General features: G+C 44.3%; 14 protein-coding genes. 8 read left to right on the top strand and 6 right to left on the bottom strand.

The window, feature by feature from the left end:
* Nucleotides 1–19 precede the first annotated feature (19 nt).
* The 3 genes from guaD to FTU42_RS12960 form a co-directional block, all read right to left on the bottom strand.
* Entirely contained in the window at nt 20–1,357 is a 1,338-nt protein-coding gene (gene guaD, locus FTU42_RS12970) for a guanine deaminase (protein WP_180083533.1), read from the bottom strand.
* A gap of 187 nt (nt 1,358–1,544) precedes the next feature.
* Nucleotides 1,545–2,510, bottom strand: a complete 966-nt coding sequence (locus tag FTU42_RS12965; protein WP_100329858.1) for a TerC family protein — start codon at nt 2,508–2,510, stop codon at nt 1,545–1,547.
* Nucleotides 2,511–2,841: 331 nt separating this feature from the next.
* Nucleotides 2,842–4,035: a sugar transporter gene (locus FTU42_RS12960; protein WP_005173477.1), complete on the bottom strand. Its 1,194-nt coding sequence runs from the start codon at nt 4,033–4,035 to the stop codon at nt 2,842–2,844.
* A 153-nt stretch (nt 4,036–4,188) separates the two neighbouring features.
* Here FTU42_RS12960 and FTU42_RS12955 point away from each other — a divergent pair, with 153 nt between their 5' ends.
* Both FTU42_RS12955 and FTU42_RS12950 read left to right on the top strand, forming a co-directional pair.
* Nucleotides 4,189–4,473: a GNAT family N-acetyltransferase gene (locus tag FTU42_RS12955; protein ID WP_005173474.1), complete on the top strand. Its 285-nt coding sequence runs from the start codon at nt 4,189–4,191 to the stop codon at nt 4,471–4,473.
* 24 nt (nt 4,474–4,497) lie between these two features.
* Complete coding sequence (locus FTU42_RS12950; protein WP_005173472.1) at nt 4,498–4,788, top strand: GNAT family N-acetyltransferase; 291 nt, start codon at nt 4,498–4,500, stop codon at nt 4,786–4,788.
* Between the two features lie 141 nt (nt 4,789–4,929).
* Here FTU42_RS12950 and FTU42_RS12945 read toward each other — a convergent pair whose 3' ends face one another.
* A complete protein-coding gene (locus tag FTU42_RS12945; RefSeq protein WP_100329855.1) occupies nt 4,930–6,012 on the bottom strand; it encodes a zinc-dependent alcohol dehydrogenase family protein in 1,083 nt (360 codons plus the stop codon).
* A 308-nt stretch (nt 6,013–6,320) separates the two neighbouring features.
* Entirely contained in the window at nt 6,321–7,685 is a 1,365-nt protein-coding gene (mpl, locus tag FTU42_RS12940; protein WP_005173468.1) for a UDP-N-acetylmuramate:L-alanyl-gamma-D-glutamyl-meso-diaminopimelate ligase, read from the bottom strand.
* Nucleotides 7,686–7,927: 242 nt separating this feature from the next.
* On the opposite strand from mpl, the gene FTU42_RS12935 reads away from it, so the two are divergent.
* The 4 genes from FTU42_RS12935 to FTU42_RS12920 all read left to right on the top strand — a co-directional run bounded on the left by FTU42_RS12935 (nt 7,928) and on the right by FTU42_RS12920 (nt 12,071).
* Complete coding sequence (locus tag FTU42_RS12935; protein WP_074384157.1) at nt 7,928–8,269, top strand: DMT family protein; 342 nt, start codon at nt 7,928–7,930, stop codon at nt 8,267–8,269.
* A gap of 199 nt (nt 8,270–8,468) precedes the next feature.
* Nucleotides 8,469–8,981, top strand: coding sequence for a 5-(carboxyamino)imidazole ribonucleotide mutase (gene purE / locus FTU42_RS12930; protein ID WP_005173464.1), 513 nt, complete (start codon nt 8,469–8,471; stop codon nt 8,979–8,981).
* 27 nt (nt 8,982–9,008) lie between these two features.
* On the top strand, nt 9,009–10,130 hold the full coding sequence (locus FTU42_RS12925) for a 5-(carboxyamino)imidazole ribonucleotide synthase (protein WP_180083530.1): 1,122 nt from the start codon (nt 9,009–9,011) through the stop codon (nt 10,128–10,130).
* Between the two features lie 645 nt (nt 10,131–10,775).
* Nucleotides 10,776–12,071, top strand: coding sequence for a lytic murein transglycosylase (locus FTU42_RS12920; protein WP_218949830.1), 1,296 nt, complete (start codon nt 10,776–10,778; stop codon nt 12,069–12,071).
* Nucleotides 12,072–12,144: 73 nt separating this feature from the next.
* On the opposite strand, the gene FTU42_RS12915 is transcribed toward FTU42_RS12920, so the two are convergent.
* Nucleotides 12,145–13,272: an anhydro-N-acetylmuramic acid kinase gene (locus FTU42_RS12915; protein WP_100355773.1), complete on the bottom strand. Its 1,128-nt coding sequence runs from the start codon at nt 13,270–13,272 to the stop codon at nt 12,145–12,147.
* A gap of 80 nt (nt 13,273–13,352) precedes the next feature.
* Here FTU42_RS12915 and tyrS point away from each other — a divergent pair, with 80 nt between their 5' ends.
* Nucleotides 13,353–14,567 carry a tyrosine--tRNA ligase gene (gene tyrS / locus FTU42_RS12910; protein WP_100535507.1) on the top strand — a complete coding sequence of 405 codons (1,215 nt, stop codon included), beginning with the start codon at nt 13,353–13,355 and terminating at the stop codon, nt 14,565–14,567.
* A gap of 519 nt (nt 14,568–15,086) precedes the next feature.
* The gene (locus FTU42_RS12905; RefSeq protein WP_074383803.1) at nt 15,087–15,374 is read left to right on the top strand and encodes a hypothetical protein; all 288 of its coding nucleotides are present in this window, start codon (nt 15,087–15,089) and stop codon (nt 15,372–15,374) included.
* Nucleotides 15,375–15,989 lie beyond the last annotated feature (615 nt).

Here is a 15,989-nt window from a genome sequence, read left to right as displayed (position 1 = left end):
GCAATGGCGGTGCTGGGTTTTAGTCGTCTGAGCGGGTACATCGGGCTTTGACATAGATAGCTTCTCCGTAGACATAGGTCACTGCAATATTACGGTCATCGCCGAGCATGGTCAGTGCAAAAAATGCATCTTCAATATTTTTGGCTCTGCTTTGACGTAATTGCTGTAAGGCAGTGGCATTTAGATCCAGCACCACAAAGTCCGCTTCCTTGCCGATATTAAAGTTCCCCAAACGATCGTCCAGACTTAAGGCTTTAGCACCGCCCAGCGTTGCATGATACAAGGCTTCAAAAGCAGAGAGTTTTTCTCCCTGCAATTGCTGCACTTTGTAGGCTTCATTTAAGGTCTGTAGCTGGTTAAACGAGGTGCCTGCCCCGATATCGGTACCCAGACCGACTTTCACCTGCTTGTCCCACGCTTTCTTTAATGGGAATAAACCACTGCCCAGAAACAGGTTTGAGGTCGGACAAAAGGCAATCGCTGAATTGGTCTGCTGCATGCAATCCCACTCCTGCTCTTCCAGGTGTACACAATGTGCAAACACTGATTTTGCACCGGTTAAACCATAGTGATGATAGACATCCAGGTAGCCTTTACGTTCCGGAAATAACTCTTTGACCCAGGCAATTTCATTTTTATTTTCACTTAAATGGGTATGTACATAGACATCTGGATATTCGGCTTTGAGCTGACCTGCTTTTTCAAGTTGTTCATTGGTGGACGTCGGGGCAAAGCGAGGGGTAATGGCATACAGGTTACGGCCTTGCCCATGCCATTTCTCAATCAGCGCTTTAGAATCGGTATAAGCACTTTCTGCCGTATCCGTCAGCGCTTCCGGTGCATGTCGGTCCATCAAGACTTTACCGGCGATCAGACACATATTTCTGCGGCTCGCCGCTGTAAACAAAGCATCTACTGATTCAGGATGTACGGTACAGAAGACCAGTGCCGTGGTGGTGCCATTTTTAAGCAATTCCTGCACAAAAAATTCGGCGATTTTTTCGCTATAGGCTGTATCTGCAAACTGGATTTCTGTTGGAAAAGTATAGGTATTTAACCATTCCAGCAGTTGTTCGCCATAGGCCCCGACCATCTCGGTTTGCGGGAAATGAATATGGGTATCGATCAATCCCGGCACAATCAGCTGTTCAGGATAATGGGCGACCTGGATATTTTCAGCTAGATGTTTCTGCCCTTCATCCCAGCTGCCAAACCATTGAATCTTGCCATCTTGCATGATGATCAGACCATCTTCTACATAGCGCACCTGGTCATCAATCTCATGTGCCTGGGCAACTGTATGCTGGATATCAAGGAAACGACCGCGGACTGCCGTTGTTGCAATCTGAGAAGACATGTTAAAACCTGTGCTTTTAATTTTTTCAATAGATTGTAACCCACTTCAGTAGATTTATAACGTGATCATGCTGACTTCATTTGCCTGAGTTAAGTCGAAGCTGTGGTAAGGCAGTCGAGCAATAAAAAAAGTCCGCTCATGATTGAACGGACTTTTTTGACGCTAAAGATGATCGTCTATACAGTTATTAGAGCGTGGTTTGGTTATGTTTTTTACTGTGGCGAATCGACAGGATCGCCGTGATCGTCAAGACAATCACAATAAAGCTCAGTGAAATCCAGATTGGCATATGGAATACATCCAGCATCAGCATTTTAAAGCCGATAAAGACCAGAATAATCCCGAGGCCATAGGGCAGATAATGCATTTTTGATGCGGCACCCGATAACAGGAAGAACATCGCGCGCAGACCCAAAATCGCCATCAGGTTAGCAGTCAGTACAATGAAGGGATCGGTGGTCACAGCGAAAATTGCCGGAATAGAATCGACCGCAAAGATCACATCCGAGGCTTCGACCAGAATCAAAACCAGGAATAACGGCGTTGCCCACAGTAAACCATCTTTACGGATAAAGAATTTGTCAGCTTCAAGTTGCGGGGTAATCCGCATACGTTTACGCAGCCATTTCAGAATCGCCATATCTTCAATATTGCTTTCTTCTTCATCCTGACCACGCAGGAATTTAAAGCCGGTATACACCAGGAAGGCACCGAAGATATATAAAATCCATGAGAATTCCTGAACGAACCAGGCGCCAATAAAAATAAAGATGGTTCTGAGGACAATCGCACCGAGTACACCGTAGAGCAGCAATTTACGTTGCAGCGCGGGTGGAATGGCGAAAGCAGCGAAGATCATCAGCCAGACAAAGACGTTATCAATTGCCAGGGATTTTTCCAGCAGATAACCAGCGAAGTATTCCATGACCTTGGCATTGGCAATTGCAGTACCTGCGGTCTGCTCCAGATAGAGCCATAAACCACCACCAAATAAAGTCGCGACACTGACCCAGGCAATACTCCAGTAGGCCGCAGTCCGGACTTTGACCTCCTGACCATGCTGATGTTTAAAGCCGACGAAATCGATGATCAGCATGACTGCGACAATCGCGAAAAAGACAAGATACAGCCACAGCGTACCAATTGTTTCCATGTGAATTCTCCACATCTGACAATCGGCCATAAAAAAACCTTGACCTGTTGTCAGATGAAAAACATCTATACCAACATGATCAAGGTCTTGCCTACATCTTAGTGTTACACTTCTCATTGAAAGTGTCGCAGTAAGATGCTCAGATACCGACTTTTTGCAAAGTGTAATGACGATATTCTGACACGTTGAACAATCTGAACTACAATTGCTAAACGTTTGGAGGAGGCTACTCCCCTTGTTCAAACGAAATTCTGTTTGAGCAAATGCTCAATATGCAGAAGCATGACAGATTTTTATTAAGACTACAATTTCATTTACAAAAATGCATGATTCAAGCTATTTTTTGAGCAATAAAATCCGGACGGCGAATTAAATATAACGTGATGAGAAAACCCAGACTGGCCAAGATGGCCCCGAGCCAGCCAATACTGTGCAAGCCGATCTGTGCCGTTGCGATCCCACCGAGTAAAGCGCCAGCACCAATTCCAATATTATACAGGCCAGAATAAATCGCCATGGCCACGTCGGTGGCATCGGAGGCCAGATTTAAGGTCTTGGCTTGTAAGGCCAGACTGAAACCAATAATACTGACGCCCCAGAGTAAAGCCAGGGTATTTAACTGCAAGACATTGCTGGACAACGGCAGCAATAATAGCAACGAGATAGCCAGTCCAAGTGTGAACAGTGGAATAGTAAGTTTGGGAAAATGCGGTGCAAAACGGCCAAATAGATAAGAGCCGATTAAACCTGCCCCACCATAGACCAGTAATAAAGTCGTGGTCTGTACAGAACTGAGCTGGGCAATATTCAGTGAAAATGGCTCGATATAACTATAGGCGGTGAATTGTGCACTAATTACAATGACCGTCAGGGCAAATACCAGCATCAGGCTTGGACGTTTTAACAAGGTTTTCAAGCTGCTGAGTGAACCTGAATTGACACTCGGTAATAAGGGCAAGGTTTTGGCCAGTAGCAGGCAGACCACGCTGGCGACGATGGCAATCAAGGCAAAACTATTGCGCCAGCCATAGGCCTCCCCGATCATGCGACCAAAGGGAATTCCCAGAACCATGGCCATGGCAGTACCTGTGGCCAATAAACCCAAGGCTTGAAATTCTTTGCCTGCTGGTGCGACACGTACTGCAAGCGAAGCGGTAATTGACCAAAACAGCGCGTGCGCTACTGCAATCCCGATCCGGCTAAATACCAGAACACTGAAACTCCAGGCAAAATAAGACAGCACATGACTGGAAATGAAGACCGCAAATAAAACCATCAACAAGAAACGTCGTTCAATGTTTTTGGTCAGTAGCATCATCGGTAAAGACAATAAAGCCACGACCCAGGCATAAATGGTCAGCATCAACCCGACCTGAGTCGCCGACATGTCAAAACTTGCACCAATATCACTGAGTAAGGCCACGGGAATAAATTCGGTGGTGTTGAAAATAAAGGCGGCACTGGCTAACGCAATTACGCAGATCCATTGACGTCTTACCGAGGAGCTAAAAGAAGGGCTGGACATAAATATCTGGCTTAAACAACAGACAGGCAGTTTAAACCTGTTCATTGCACGGTGATATCAGGAAAGAGCACAGATTCACAATCGTTTAAAGAAATCGAACAATATGCGACTGAAAAATATGTCAGTCTGGATTAAAAATACGGAGTTTAGAGGATGTTGATTGAGCATCAGCAACAAGGCAGTCAAGGTCAATGGTTTGTCGAGCCAAATGAAAAGCGTCTGGCCGAAATGAGCTATTTCTGGAAAGATGAGGATCGACTGGTGATTGAACATACCTGGGTCGATGACAGTTTGCGTGGACAGCATGTCGGACATTATCTGGTCGAAGCAGCGGTCAAGTTTGCCCGTGAGCAAGGGGTCAAGATTATTCCGGAATGCCCTTTTGCTCAATCGGTATTTGAGCGTGATCCTAATTTCAGCGATGTGTTAAGCAGTTAAAAATGAAAATAAAGGTGGAGATCTATGCAGATTCAATATCAAGATTCAAAACGCGGTGGTGTATTTTTTATGGAAGATAAAGGTCGACGTCTGGCCGAGATTACCTATCAATGGCGGGAAGCCTCGGTGATTATTGCAGATCATACCTGGGTCGATCATTCCTTGCGTGGTCAGGGCGTTGCCCGAAAAATGCTGGATGTGCTGGTCGATTTTGCCCGTGAAAAAAGTTTAACCATCATTCCGCAATGTTCCTATGTGGATGTGATGTTTAAGCGTGACCAAAGTTTATCTGATGTCGCGGCCTCTTCTACTTAATCATTTAGATCGATTTGCCAAGAGCAAAACGGCCTAATGAGCTTTCAATACAAGCTGATAAGTAGTGCGGTGATATGCCCTATTTTTCACTCCAGCTACAAATAAAAAAAGTCCGCCAAGCGGACTTTTTACTTTCCCGCATTAATTGAGTTCGATCATCACTTTCAAGGCCTTTTCATCGGCTGCATGCTTGAACACATCATAAGCTTTTTCAAATTCATTAAATTTAAAGTGATGGGTCGCCAGTTTTTCCAGCGGTAATTTACCGGAACAGCAGGTTTTGAGCAGCATAGCAGTTGTATTGGCATTGACCAGTCCGGTGGTGATGGTCAGGTTTTTAATCCAGAGTTTATTCAGTTCAAAATTAACTGATTTGCCATGTACGCCGACATTGGCAATATGTCCACCCTCTTTGACTACATGCTGGCAGATATTCCAGGTCGCCTCCAGACCAACCGCTTCAATGGCACAATCGACCCCTCGCCCATCCGTCAGCTCCAGCACACGTTGTATGGCATCTTCTTTCGCGGAGTTAATGCTATGCGTCGCTCCCACTGTTTTGGCGAACTCGAGTCGGTTGTCATCGACATCGACCATGATGATGTTGGCCGGTGAATAGAATTGAGCGGTCAGCAGGCAGCTCATGCCGATCGGGCCGGCACCGACAATCACCACATTATCTCCGGGTTTGACATCGCCATATTGCACACCAATTTCATGTGATGTCGGCAAGATATCCGACAGGAACACAGCGACATCTTCATTTAACCCTTCAGGTAAATGATAAAGAGAAGTATCCGCAAACGGCGTGCGTACATATTCGGCATGAGTACCATCAATCATATAGCCCATGATCCAGCCGCCTTCATTGCGACAATGTGCATACAGCTGTTTCTGACAGTTTTCACAGGTTCCACAGCGGCTGACACAGGAAATAATCACCCGGTCGCCTTTTTTGAAGTTTTGAACGGCAGAACCGACTTCTTCTACAATACCAATGCCTTCATGACCTAAAATACGGCCATTAAAACTGCCCTGTTTGCGTGTGGCTTGCTGTTCAATTTCCGGGTTTTTACCTTTCCAGATCCCGAGGTCTGTACCACAAATAGTGACTTTAGTGAGTTTGATAACCGCATCGCTGGGATGCAAAATAGTGGGAATGGGACGGTCTTCAAACCGGATGTCGTTTTTGCCGTAATAGACCATGGCTTTCATTGTTGTCATGACACATCTCCTGAAGGAGTGAGGAATGAGAATGACCTGATTCTGATCTGGCTGTCAGGTCTATAAATACCTGTGTTCTTCTCGATTGTGCCTTGAGTGATGTGCTGCTGCAATCTATCTCGCGTTCAGATTGCAACAAAACATCATGCGTAATGGCTGATGAGTGATCGGCATTTTAGGCCAATTTGACATCATGCAATGCAAAGGTCAAAACAGCCATTCTCTCTTGATTGCTAAAACAACTGCCCTGAAAAAAGAAGCCCGCATCGCGGGCTTCTTTTTTTCACATACTTATCCACGCATCTATTTTATGCGTTTAAAGCACTGATCAATTTCTGATGTAAACCACCAAAACCGCCATTTGACATAATCACTACGGCATCGCCCTCACCTGCCTCTGCTACCACGGTCTGAATGATGTCATCCAGTGTGCGTGCAATTTTGGCTTTATTTGGCGCAGCATTAATTATCGGTTGCAGATCCCAGTCCAGTCCTTCCGGTTGATACCAGATTACTGCATCGGCCAGACGTGCTGAATGAGCCAGACCCTCTTTATGACTGCCCATACGCATGGTATTGGAGCGTGGTTCAATAATTGCCCAGAGTTTACGTTCACCCAGTCGTTTGCGCGCGCCCTCCAAGGTCGTATCAATCGCTGTGGGATGATGGGCGAAATCATCATAAACCTCAATACCACGGACTGTGCCTAATAGTTCCATACGGCGTTTTACCCCACCGAAATTAGATAAAGCTTCACAGGCGGTTTCAATGGAGACGCCGACATGCTCGGCAGCGGCAATCGTCGCGAGCGCATTGGCCACCGAATGCTGTCCGGTCATGCTCCACTGCACTTCACCTTTCACCACACCGTGTTGCAAGACTTTAAAGTGAGAACCATCTGTCGATAACTGTTCGGCATACAGTTCAGATTTTTCATTGGCATCCAGACTGGTGCGCACCACCGGTGTCCAGCAACCCTGCTCTAGTACTTCATCGATATTGCTTTCGGTAATCGGCGCAATGATTCGGCCTTCGCTTGGAATGGTACGAACTAAATGATGGAACTGTTTTTGAATTGCAGCCAGATCATCAAAGATATCAGCATGGTCAAATTCAAGGTTATTTAAAATCGCCGTTTTTGGATGGTAATGCACAAACTTGGAACGCTTGTCGAAGAAAGCCGAATCGTATTCATCCGCCTCGACACAGAAATATTTGCCGCCACCGAGACGTGCACTCTCACTAAAACCCAGTGGCACACCACCAATCAGGAAGCCTGGCTCTAAACCGGCTTGATCCAGCACCCAGGCCAGCATGGTTGTGGTGGTGGTTTTGCCATGTGTACCCGCAACCCCCAATACATGTTTGCCTTGCAGAACATGATCTGCCAGAAACTGCGGGCCTGAAATATAAGGCAAGCCTTCATTCAGCATATATTCTACTGCATCAATACCACGCTTCATGGCGTTGCCGACAATGATCAGATCTGGATGCGGCTGCAAGTGACTACGCTCATAACCCTGCATCAAGCTGATGCCTGCATTTTCAAGTTGGGTCGACATCGGTGGATAGACGTTCAAATCTGAACCTGTCACCTTGTGGCCCAGGTCGCGTGCAAGGAGCGCCAGCGATCCCATAAAAGTGCCACAAATACCCAAAATATGCAGATGCATCTACTTCACTCCGTTCCTGTCTGACCCATCACCTTATATTGGTGCGGTTATCATGATTTATTCAATTTGCAAGCAACGATAGCAAGGCTTACACGGAAAAGATAGTCAAAGTTCAAGCATTGCTGCGGGAATTTTTAAATCCTGTTTCACGGATAAATTCAGAGAAAATTTCAAATTTAGAGAATATCTTTTTGCAAAATAAATCGTAGAATAAACCCGATCTTTTTGCAGAGTACATGCCGATGTTACCGGCTTTATTTCTTCTGGTAATTGCCAATTGCTTTATGACCTTGGCATGGTATGGGCATTTAAAATTTTTACCGCATGATGCGCCGTTGTGGCAGGCAATTTTATTCAGCTGGATGATTGCCCTGTTTGAATATAGTCTGATGATTCCGGCCACCCGATTACTGGCACAGCAGGGACTGGCCGTGGGGCAAATGAAAATCACTCAGGAAGTGGTGACCTTGCTGGTCTTTGTGCCTTTTATGATTTTCATGTTTAAGCAGCCCTTTAAACTGGATTATCTCTGGGCAGCCTTGTGTCTGTGCGGATGTGTGTATTTTGTCTTCAGAAGTTCCTGATCGAAAGCTTTGCAGACTACACGCCTATTTTTATTCCAGTTTTTAATATTCTGCCAAAAAAATAAGAAAAATCGAACCTTGCTTTGACCGTTAAATTTTATGAAGCCGAAAAATCAGTCTATAATAAGCACCTCCTATTAAAGCTTGGCTCTCTCGTCGAGATTTATTTTTTGTTACTTTAATCTCTGGAAAATTTGCAATGAATGCGGCTGCTGCACAAGATGCTCCTCTAGTAGGAATTATCATGGGTTCTCAATCAGATTGGGCAACTCTCGAACATACTGCCAACATGCTCAAGCAGCTTGGTGTCCCATTTGAAGCTGAAGTCGTTTCTGCACACCGTACTCCTGACCGTTTATTTGAATATGCTGAGCAGGCCCGTGATCGTGGCATTCAGGTGATTATTGCCGGTGCGGGTGGTGCTGCGCATTTGCCGGGCATGTGTGCGGCAAAGACTGATCTTCCAGTCCTGGGTGTGCCAGTCAAATCATCGATTTTAAACGGCGTCGATTCTTTGCTTTCAATTGTACAAATGCCAGCAGGTATTGCGGTGGGTACGCTTGCGATTGGCCCTGCCGGTGCAACCAATGCAGCCATTATGGCAGCGCAAATTTTAGGTCTGACCCGCCCTGATATCGCGAAAAATGTTGCAGATTTCCGTGCGGCACAAACAGATAAAGTGGCAAGCAATAACATTCCTGGTCAAAACTAAAACCAAGCTTCATACGGGACAGACATCATGGATAAAACCATCGGTATTTTTGGCGGCGGTCAGCTCGGGCGCATGATGGCGCAAGCGGCATTGCCATTGAATATTCAATGTACTTTCTTTGAAGCAAGTACGGATTGCCCTTCTGCGGCACTCGGTCAAGTGATTTCCAGCAAGGCCGAAAATGGTCTACAGGATTTTATGCACAGTGCTGATGTATTCAGTCTGGAATTTGAAAATACCCCGCTTTCAGATGTGGATGTGCTGGTGAAAAATAAAGACCTGTATCCACCACGTCAAGCCTTGGCAATTGCACAGCATCGTCTGTCTGAAAAAGCCCTGTTTGATACGCTCGACATTCCTGTTGCGCCGTATAAAGCAGTGACTGCACTTGAAGGTTTACAGGCTGCTGTGGCTGAACTGGGCTTACCGATTGTATTAAAGACCTCTCGCGGTGGTTACGATGGTAAGGGGCAATTTGTCCTGCGGAGTACTGATCAGATTGAGCAGGCTTGGGCGGAACTTGGCCCTGCCGGTGAACTGATTGCAGAAAGCTTTGTGACGTTCTCACGTGAAGTGTCGATCATTGCGGTACGTGGTCAAAATGGTGATGTAAAAACCTGGCCATTGGCTGAAAATCATCATCACAATGGCATCCTGTCGCACTCGATTGTGCCTGCACCGAACAGTGCAGACTTGCAGCCGGTCGCACAGGACTACATCACTCGCCTGCTCAATCATCTGAACTATGTGGGCGTATTGACCCTTGAGCTGTTTGTGACAGACAAAGGTCTATATGCAAACGAGATGGCACCACGTGTGCATAACTCAGGGCACTGGTCGATTGAAGGTGCAGTCTGCTCACAGTTCGAAAACCATATTCGTGCGGTGGCCGGTCTGCCACTGGGTTCAACGGAAGTGATTCGTCCAAGCGTACTGGTGAATATCATCGGACAGCATCCAAAATCTGCAGATGTTCTGGCTTTAGAAGGTGCGCATTTGCATCTGTATAACAAGTCAGAGCGTGAAGGTCGTAAGATTGGTCACATTACCCTGATGCCAACCGACAGTACTCAGCTGACGACTTTATGCCGTCAACTGGCGAAGATTTTACCGAATCCACTGGCATTGAGCGAAGATATGACCATTTAAGCGCTATCTTGCTGATAAAAAAAGCGATCACTTCGGTGGTCGCTTTTTTATTTCTCCAGATTCAGGCATGATTGCGCCTCTTCGAAAATGCCTGCCATTTATCGGATCATGATATTTTTCAATTGATTGTAAAATAAACAATTGCGTATACATAAAAGAGTCTAAATGAAGATTCACAGACCACAGAGAAATACTTTGAATTTAAAAATTCAATGCTGGTTTGAATTCAAAATAATAAATTTAAAACAGTCTTTGAGTTTAAATGAATTCAAAATATGAATTTAAATTCAAATCGCTACTTTGAATTCAAAGTTTTAAATTTAAAAATAAACCAAGTCACCCTGTTTTTTAATTCACAAAACAAGACCTTGATAAATATCTGATTAATCCTGTTTATATTAAGTTATCCACAAAGAAGGTTTTGAATTTAAAGGTTGTTTCCTAGATTTTAAATTTAAATTCAAACAGCGCCGCTGCTTTTGAATTTAAAAACAAGTTGTGGATAAGTTATTTTAAATTTAAAACTACAAAATGAATTCAAAAGTGCAGAAATTATGAATTTAAATTTACCTATTTGAGCTTTAATTTTTAGATTGAGCTGCTATGTTAAGAACATAATTCAAAATCTAAATATTCAAGGGTCTTATGCAACGTTTTGCGCTTGTGGTTGGTTCTTTATTCTTGGCTGTTTCTCAGGCAAATGCCGAGCTGATTATTAATGGTCAGCGTGTCGACACGACTGCTTTGCCTTCAGCGGCCAGCAGCCCGTCAAATTTCCCTGTCCAGAATAATTTTCAAAACTGTTTGGCGAATTTACGTAGTCAGGCTGTAGCAAAAGGTGTTAGTGCAGCCAGCTATGACCGTTATACGCAAAATTTAACGCCTGATTACTCCGTAATTGAACGTTTAAACTATCAACCGGAATTTTCTACCCCGATTTGGGACTATTTGTCTGGTTTGGTCGATGAAGAGCGGGTTCAGCTCGGCCGGCAAAAATTACAGCAACATCGCGAAGTCTTAAATCGTGTTTCCGCAGCCTATGGCGTGCCTGCAGAAACGATTGTCGCGGTATGGGGTGTAGAAAGTAATTTTGGTGATATTTCCGGTCGCTATCCTTTATTGCAGGCACTAGGAACATTGAGCTGTGAAGGGCGACGCCAGAGTTATTTCCGTGGTGAGTTTTTTACCACGATGAAACTGTTACAGCGCGGTGATGTACGAGAGGATCAGCTGAAAGGTTCATGGGCTGGAGCTTTTGGTCATACCCAGTTTATGCCATCGACCTATGATGAGCTTGCGGTCGATTTTGATGGCGATGGCCGCCGTGATCTGGTTTCGAGTATTCCGGATGCTTTGGCATCAACCGCCAACTTTTTAAGCAAGCGTGGTTGGCAGACCGGACAGCCTTGGGGCTTTGAAGTAAAAATCCCGCAAGGCATGTCAATCTCAAATGAAGGCCGTCGCAATAAAAAATCACTGAATAGCTGGATTAGCCGTGGTGTAGTGCGTGCCGATGGTTCCCCTTTAATTCAAGGGAATTTATCAGCATCTTCTCAAGCTGGCTTGCTTGCGCCTGCCGGCCCAAATGGCCCGGTGTTCCTGGTCTTTAGAAACTTTGATGCCATTTATAGCTATAATGCAGCAGAAAGTTATGCCTTGGCGATTGCGCATTTATCCGATCGTTTGCAGGGTAAAGGGAGCTTCAGCACATCTTGGCCAACCGATGACGCGGGTACTTCGCGTTCAGAACGTCGCGAGATTCAGCAATTTTTACTAAATCGTGGCTATGACATTGGTGCGGTGGATGGTCTGATCGGTGATAAAACCCGTCAGGCGATTCGTCAGGAACAGCAGCGTTTAGGCTTGAGTCCGACCGGCCGCGCCGGCCAGCAGATTCTGCGTGCGTTCCGTAATGAAAATGCCAAACTGATGATGCAATAAGTAAGATTGAAAATGAAAAAGGTCTGTATAAATGTAGACCTTTTTTTATAACTTTAGATTGCTCTGGTCGGGTTTAAATAGCAGTAATGGTTCCCAGAACACGGTAGCCTAAAGCACCGGTCACCGCTGGCAGGTTGCCATTGAGTTGCTTGATAAAACGCATCGCCAGCCAGGCAAAGGCGGTGGCTTCTACCCAGGTCGGACTGAGGCCCAAATCAGCCGTGGTTTGTATGCTCCATTCATGTTTGCGTAAGCGCCAGCGCAGTTGCTCAAGTAAATAAGAATTATAAGCGCCACCACCACACACGAAAACTTGTCCAGTATCCATGCCAGAACGATAAATGGCTTTTTTAATGGCACGGGTGGTGAGCTTTAATAAGGTCGCCTGCACATTTTCCGGGGTATCTTCCAGTTCATCGTATTGCAGGTCATTGCGCCAGTCGGCAATCTGTTCATCCAGCCATTCCAGGTTAAAGTCTTCACGGCCGGTACTTTTAGGCGGTTCTTTAGAGAAAAATTCGTGTGACTGTAAACGATCCAGCAGGCTGCGAATCGGCGTACCATAAGCGGCCCAATTGCCATTTTCATCATAAGGCTGGCCGGTATAACGCGCGCACCAGGCATCCATCAGAATGTTGGCCGGCCCTGTATCAAAGCCATAAACATCATCAGGCTTTCCGGCAGGTAACAGGCTGACATTGGCAATCCCGCCCAGATTTAAAATCACCCGGTGAATGCTGTCATGCTGGAAAATATCCTGATGAAAGGCCGGCACCAATGGTGCGCCTTGACCGCCAGCCGCCAAATCACGACGACGGAAATCTGAAATCACCGGAATCTGGGTGATTTCGGTAATAATATTGGGGTCACCAATTTGCAGGGTAAAACCATGCTCAGGGCGATGGCGGATGGTCTGACCATGTGAGCCAATGGCTTTAATTTTAGATTTATCTAACTGGTTGTTTTCAATCAGTTGGTTGATACCATGACCAATCATTTCTGCCAAGGCCACATCGGCCTTGCCCATACGGTCAATTTCATTGTCATCGGGCAAAGTCAGTGCCATCAGCTCATGCCGCAGGTCAGGATCGAATGCCAAAGTGAGTGTGGCATGAAGCTGTAAAGGATCAAAAGAAGCAGCAACAATATCGACACCATCCATGCTTGTGCCGGTCATTACCCCAATATAGATCGCTGTCATGGTTATTCTTAAGCCTGCAATATGCTGAAAAAGTGTTAGTATATCGCACAAATTGAGTAACTGATGTATTGGATTTTGTGATGTCAAATTTCCTGCCGGCTGAAGAACAACTTGCCCTCATTCAACGAGGCACCCATGAAATTATTTCTGAAGAAGACCTTCTTAAGAAATTAAAAAAGAATCGTCCATTAAAAATTAAAGCAGGTTTTGACCCAACTGCGCCTGACCTGCACTTAGGTCATACGGTTCTCATCAACAAGTTAAAAGTATTTCAGGATTTGGGCCACGAAGTATTCTTCCTGATCGGTGACTACACGGCGATGATCGGTGATCCAACAGGTAAAAGTGCTACACGTCCACCATTATCACGTGAACAAGTTTTAGAAAATGCAAAAACCTATCAAGAACAAGTGTTTAAAATTCTTGATCCAAACAAAACCAAAGTTGTATTTAACTCGGAATGGTTTGCACAAAAAACCGCGGCTGATTTAATTCAATTGGCATCACAGCAAACTGTGGCGCGTATGTTGGAGCGTGACGACTTTACCAAGCGTTATAACAGTCAACAGCCGATCGCGATTCACGAATTCTTGTATCCATTGGTACAAGGTTATGATTCGGTGGCTTTAGAAGCGGACGTAGAGTTGGGTGGTACAGACCAGACCTTTAACCTGTTGATGGGTCGTACGCTACAAGGTCGTTATGATCAGGAAGCACAAGTGTGTATTACGGTGCCTATTCTTGAAGGTTTAGATGGCGTGAATAAAATGTCTAAATCTTTAGGCAACTATATTGGTGTATTTGATGCGCCAGGTGCGATGTATCAAAAAGTGCTTTCAATGCCGGATGCATTGATTGAGCGTTATTTTGATCTGCTCAGCTTTAAATCAATTGAAGAAATTCAGCAGTTGCTAAAAGAAATTGCTGAAGGCCGTAACCCGCAAGAGGTGAAAAAGATTCTTGCGCTGGAGCTGGTTGAGCGTTTCCATGGAAGTGACGCTGCTGCGCATGCACATAAAGGTGCGGGTAATATCATTACTGAGGGTGAATTACCGGAAGGTACGCCAGAAGTGACTATTTCACGTGGCGAGTTTGGTGGTGAAATCTTTATTACTTCAATTTTACGTGAAGCAGGTTTAACCAAGAATGCGGCCCAAGCCAAAGATGCTTTAGGTCGTGGCGCGGTGAAAGTGGATTGGCACACTGTAGATAGTTCTTATTCGGTTAAGGAAAATCTGACCTTGATCGTTCAGGCCAGCAAAAAAGCGATTGCGAAAGTTACTTTTACCGATTAAAAAATTGATAAGTTATTGAAATAAAAGCAGGCTTCGGTCTGCTTTTTTATTGATGTCCTATATTCATAAAGCAAATAAGCAACTTCAAAAAAAACCCTATAAAAACAAGAGTTAAATTTTCCCAAATTGCTTGCTTTTCGGGTTTATTATCTATAGGATTTATTCATCTAGAGAATTGGTTCAAAGCATCTAGAGGGTGATAATAAGACAACTCCACAATTTATAAGGTCTCTTCCCCAAGAGACTCTTTTTTAAGCTTTAAAGTGAATAACTATAATAATGACATAATGGATCGGGTAAAGATTCAATTCTAAGGAGGAGATTTTGGGAGAGATCTCTTCCTTTTTTATTTGTAGCGATTTCATTCTGAACCTTTAAAACCGCAGGTATTATTTTCTTGGAGGACATTCCACCTAGAATTCATCCTCTAATTAAGTGTTGTTTTGCTAGCTAAAGGGTGGCTGACTATATTGGTTCGCAAAAGACAGCACAATATAAAAAGAAAACAGAGGGGGTTCGATGTATCGCTATCCAACAGAAAATATTTTTGATGAAGACATTGATTGTATTTTAAGTTTCTTATTTGAATATCAGTCTGCCGAACAAAAACAGCAACGTTATATCCCTGTCTATAACTTATTTATGCAGCTTGATCTGGCTGCGAATTACTATCTATTTTCCCTGATTGAAGAGCGTTTACCGCGACGCGCAAAACTATTCTTTGTTGCTGAAGACTATCAGGGCAAAAAAGACATGATTATAGAAGTCATGCAATACTGGCTTGAGCAGCGCAAGCAGGAAAAGTAACTGAATAGAATTAACCTGCTGATATGTTCTATCTCTATATCTATATAGATAAGCAAGCTTGTGCGGCCTTATACCCAAACACCAAAATCATTGAATAACGTCTTTATAGCCTAAGATACCTATACGCTTTTATAAGAAGTTTCACTGAAAAAGTGCGAATGAACTACCAAGTCGAAGGGAAAGAATCGTTGGTTTCGCTAATATGTCATGATTTGGTTTTGTTTCTGGGGGTTGAACGAGATAAAAAGCATTATTTAAAGATAAAAAGTAAAAAATCACTACTCTAGCTATTATTTTGATCGCTTTTAAGTCTAATTAAATTTTGGCTTATAAAAATAAAATGATGTGTTTAGTGCATTTATTGCATAAAAACGCTTAAAAATTAGATAAAAAAGCGATTTTTTAGGATTTTTTGTAGAAAAAAAAGACATACGTGAAAAATATAGTGAATAGGGGGTTGCAATGATTCTGAAATCCTCTAGAATGCACCCATACCGACGAGATAGACGGAAACGAACGAAGCAGATTGCTGAGTTGTTAAGTATATCGAAGTCCAGCTTCTGGCACTGACGAGGTGTTAGAAAGATCATTAAGAGATTATGAAGAACAACTTGT

The sequence above is a fragment of the Acinetobacter sp. YH12102 genome, from assembly GCF_013419125.1.
Taxonomy (GTDB): domain Bacteria; phylum Pseudomonadota; class Gammaproteobacteria; order Pseudomonadales; family Moraxellaceae; genus Acinetobacter; species Acinetobacter pseudolwoffii.
Note: the sequence above shows the minus strand (reverse complement) of the source record. Positions and strands in the feature narration are given on the sequence as shown.

Coding starts and splice junctions, on each gene's coding strand:
- FTU42_RS12950 (WP_005173472.1), top strand. CDS start 4,498: ATGCAGATTCAATATCAAGATTCAAAACGCGGTGGTGTATTTTTTATG.
- purE (WP_005173464.1), top strand. CDS start 8,469: ATGAATGCGGCTGCTGCACAAGATGCTCCTCTAGTAGGAATTATCATG.
- FTU42_RS12925 (WP_180083530.1), top strand. CDS start 9,009: ATGGATAAAACCATCGGTATTTTTGGCGGCGGTCAGCTCGGGCGCATG.
- FTU42_RS12945 (WP_100329855.1), bottom strand. CDS start 6,012: ATGACAACAATGAAAGCCATGGTCTATTACGGCAAAAACGACATCCGG.
- tyrS (WP_100535507.1), top strand. CDS start 13,353: ATGTCAAATTTCCTGCCGGCTGAAGAACAACTTGCCCTCATTCAACGA.
- FTU42_RS12915 (WP_100355773.1), bottom strand. CDS start 13,272: ATGACAGCGATCTATATTGGGGTAATGACCGGCACAAGCATGGATGGT.
- FTU42_RS12965 (WP_100329858.1), bottom strand. CDS start 2,510: ATGGAAACAATTGGTACGCTGTGGCTGTATCTTGTCTTTTTCGCGATT.
- FTU42_RS12955 (WP_005173474.1), top strand. CDS start 4,189: ATGTTGATTGAGCATCAGCAACAAGGCAGTCAAGGTCAATGGTTTGTC.
- FTU42_RS12920 (WP_218949830.1), top strand. CDS start 10,776: ATGCAACGTTTTGCGCTTGTGGTTGGTTCTTTATTCTTGGCTGTTTCT.
- guaD (WP_180083533.1), bottom strand. CDS start 1,357: ATGTCTTCTCAGATTGCAACAACGGCAGTCCGCGGTCGTTTCCTTGAT.
- FTU42_RS12960 (WP_005173477.1), bottom strand. CDS start 4,035: ATGTCCAGCCCTTCTTTTAGCTCCTCGGTAAGACGTCAATGGATCTGC.
- FTU42_RS12935 (WP_074384157.1), top strand. CDS start 7,928: ATGTTACCGGCTTTATTTCTTCTGGTAATTGCCAATTGCTTTATGACC.
- mpl (WP_005173468.1), bottom strand. CDS start 7,685: ATGCATCTGCATATTTTGGGTATTTGTGGCACTTTTATGGGATCGCTG.
- FTU42_RS12905 (WP_074383803.1), top strand. CDS start 15,087: ATGTATCGCTATCCAACAGAAAATATTTTTGATGAAGACATTGATTGT.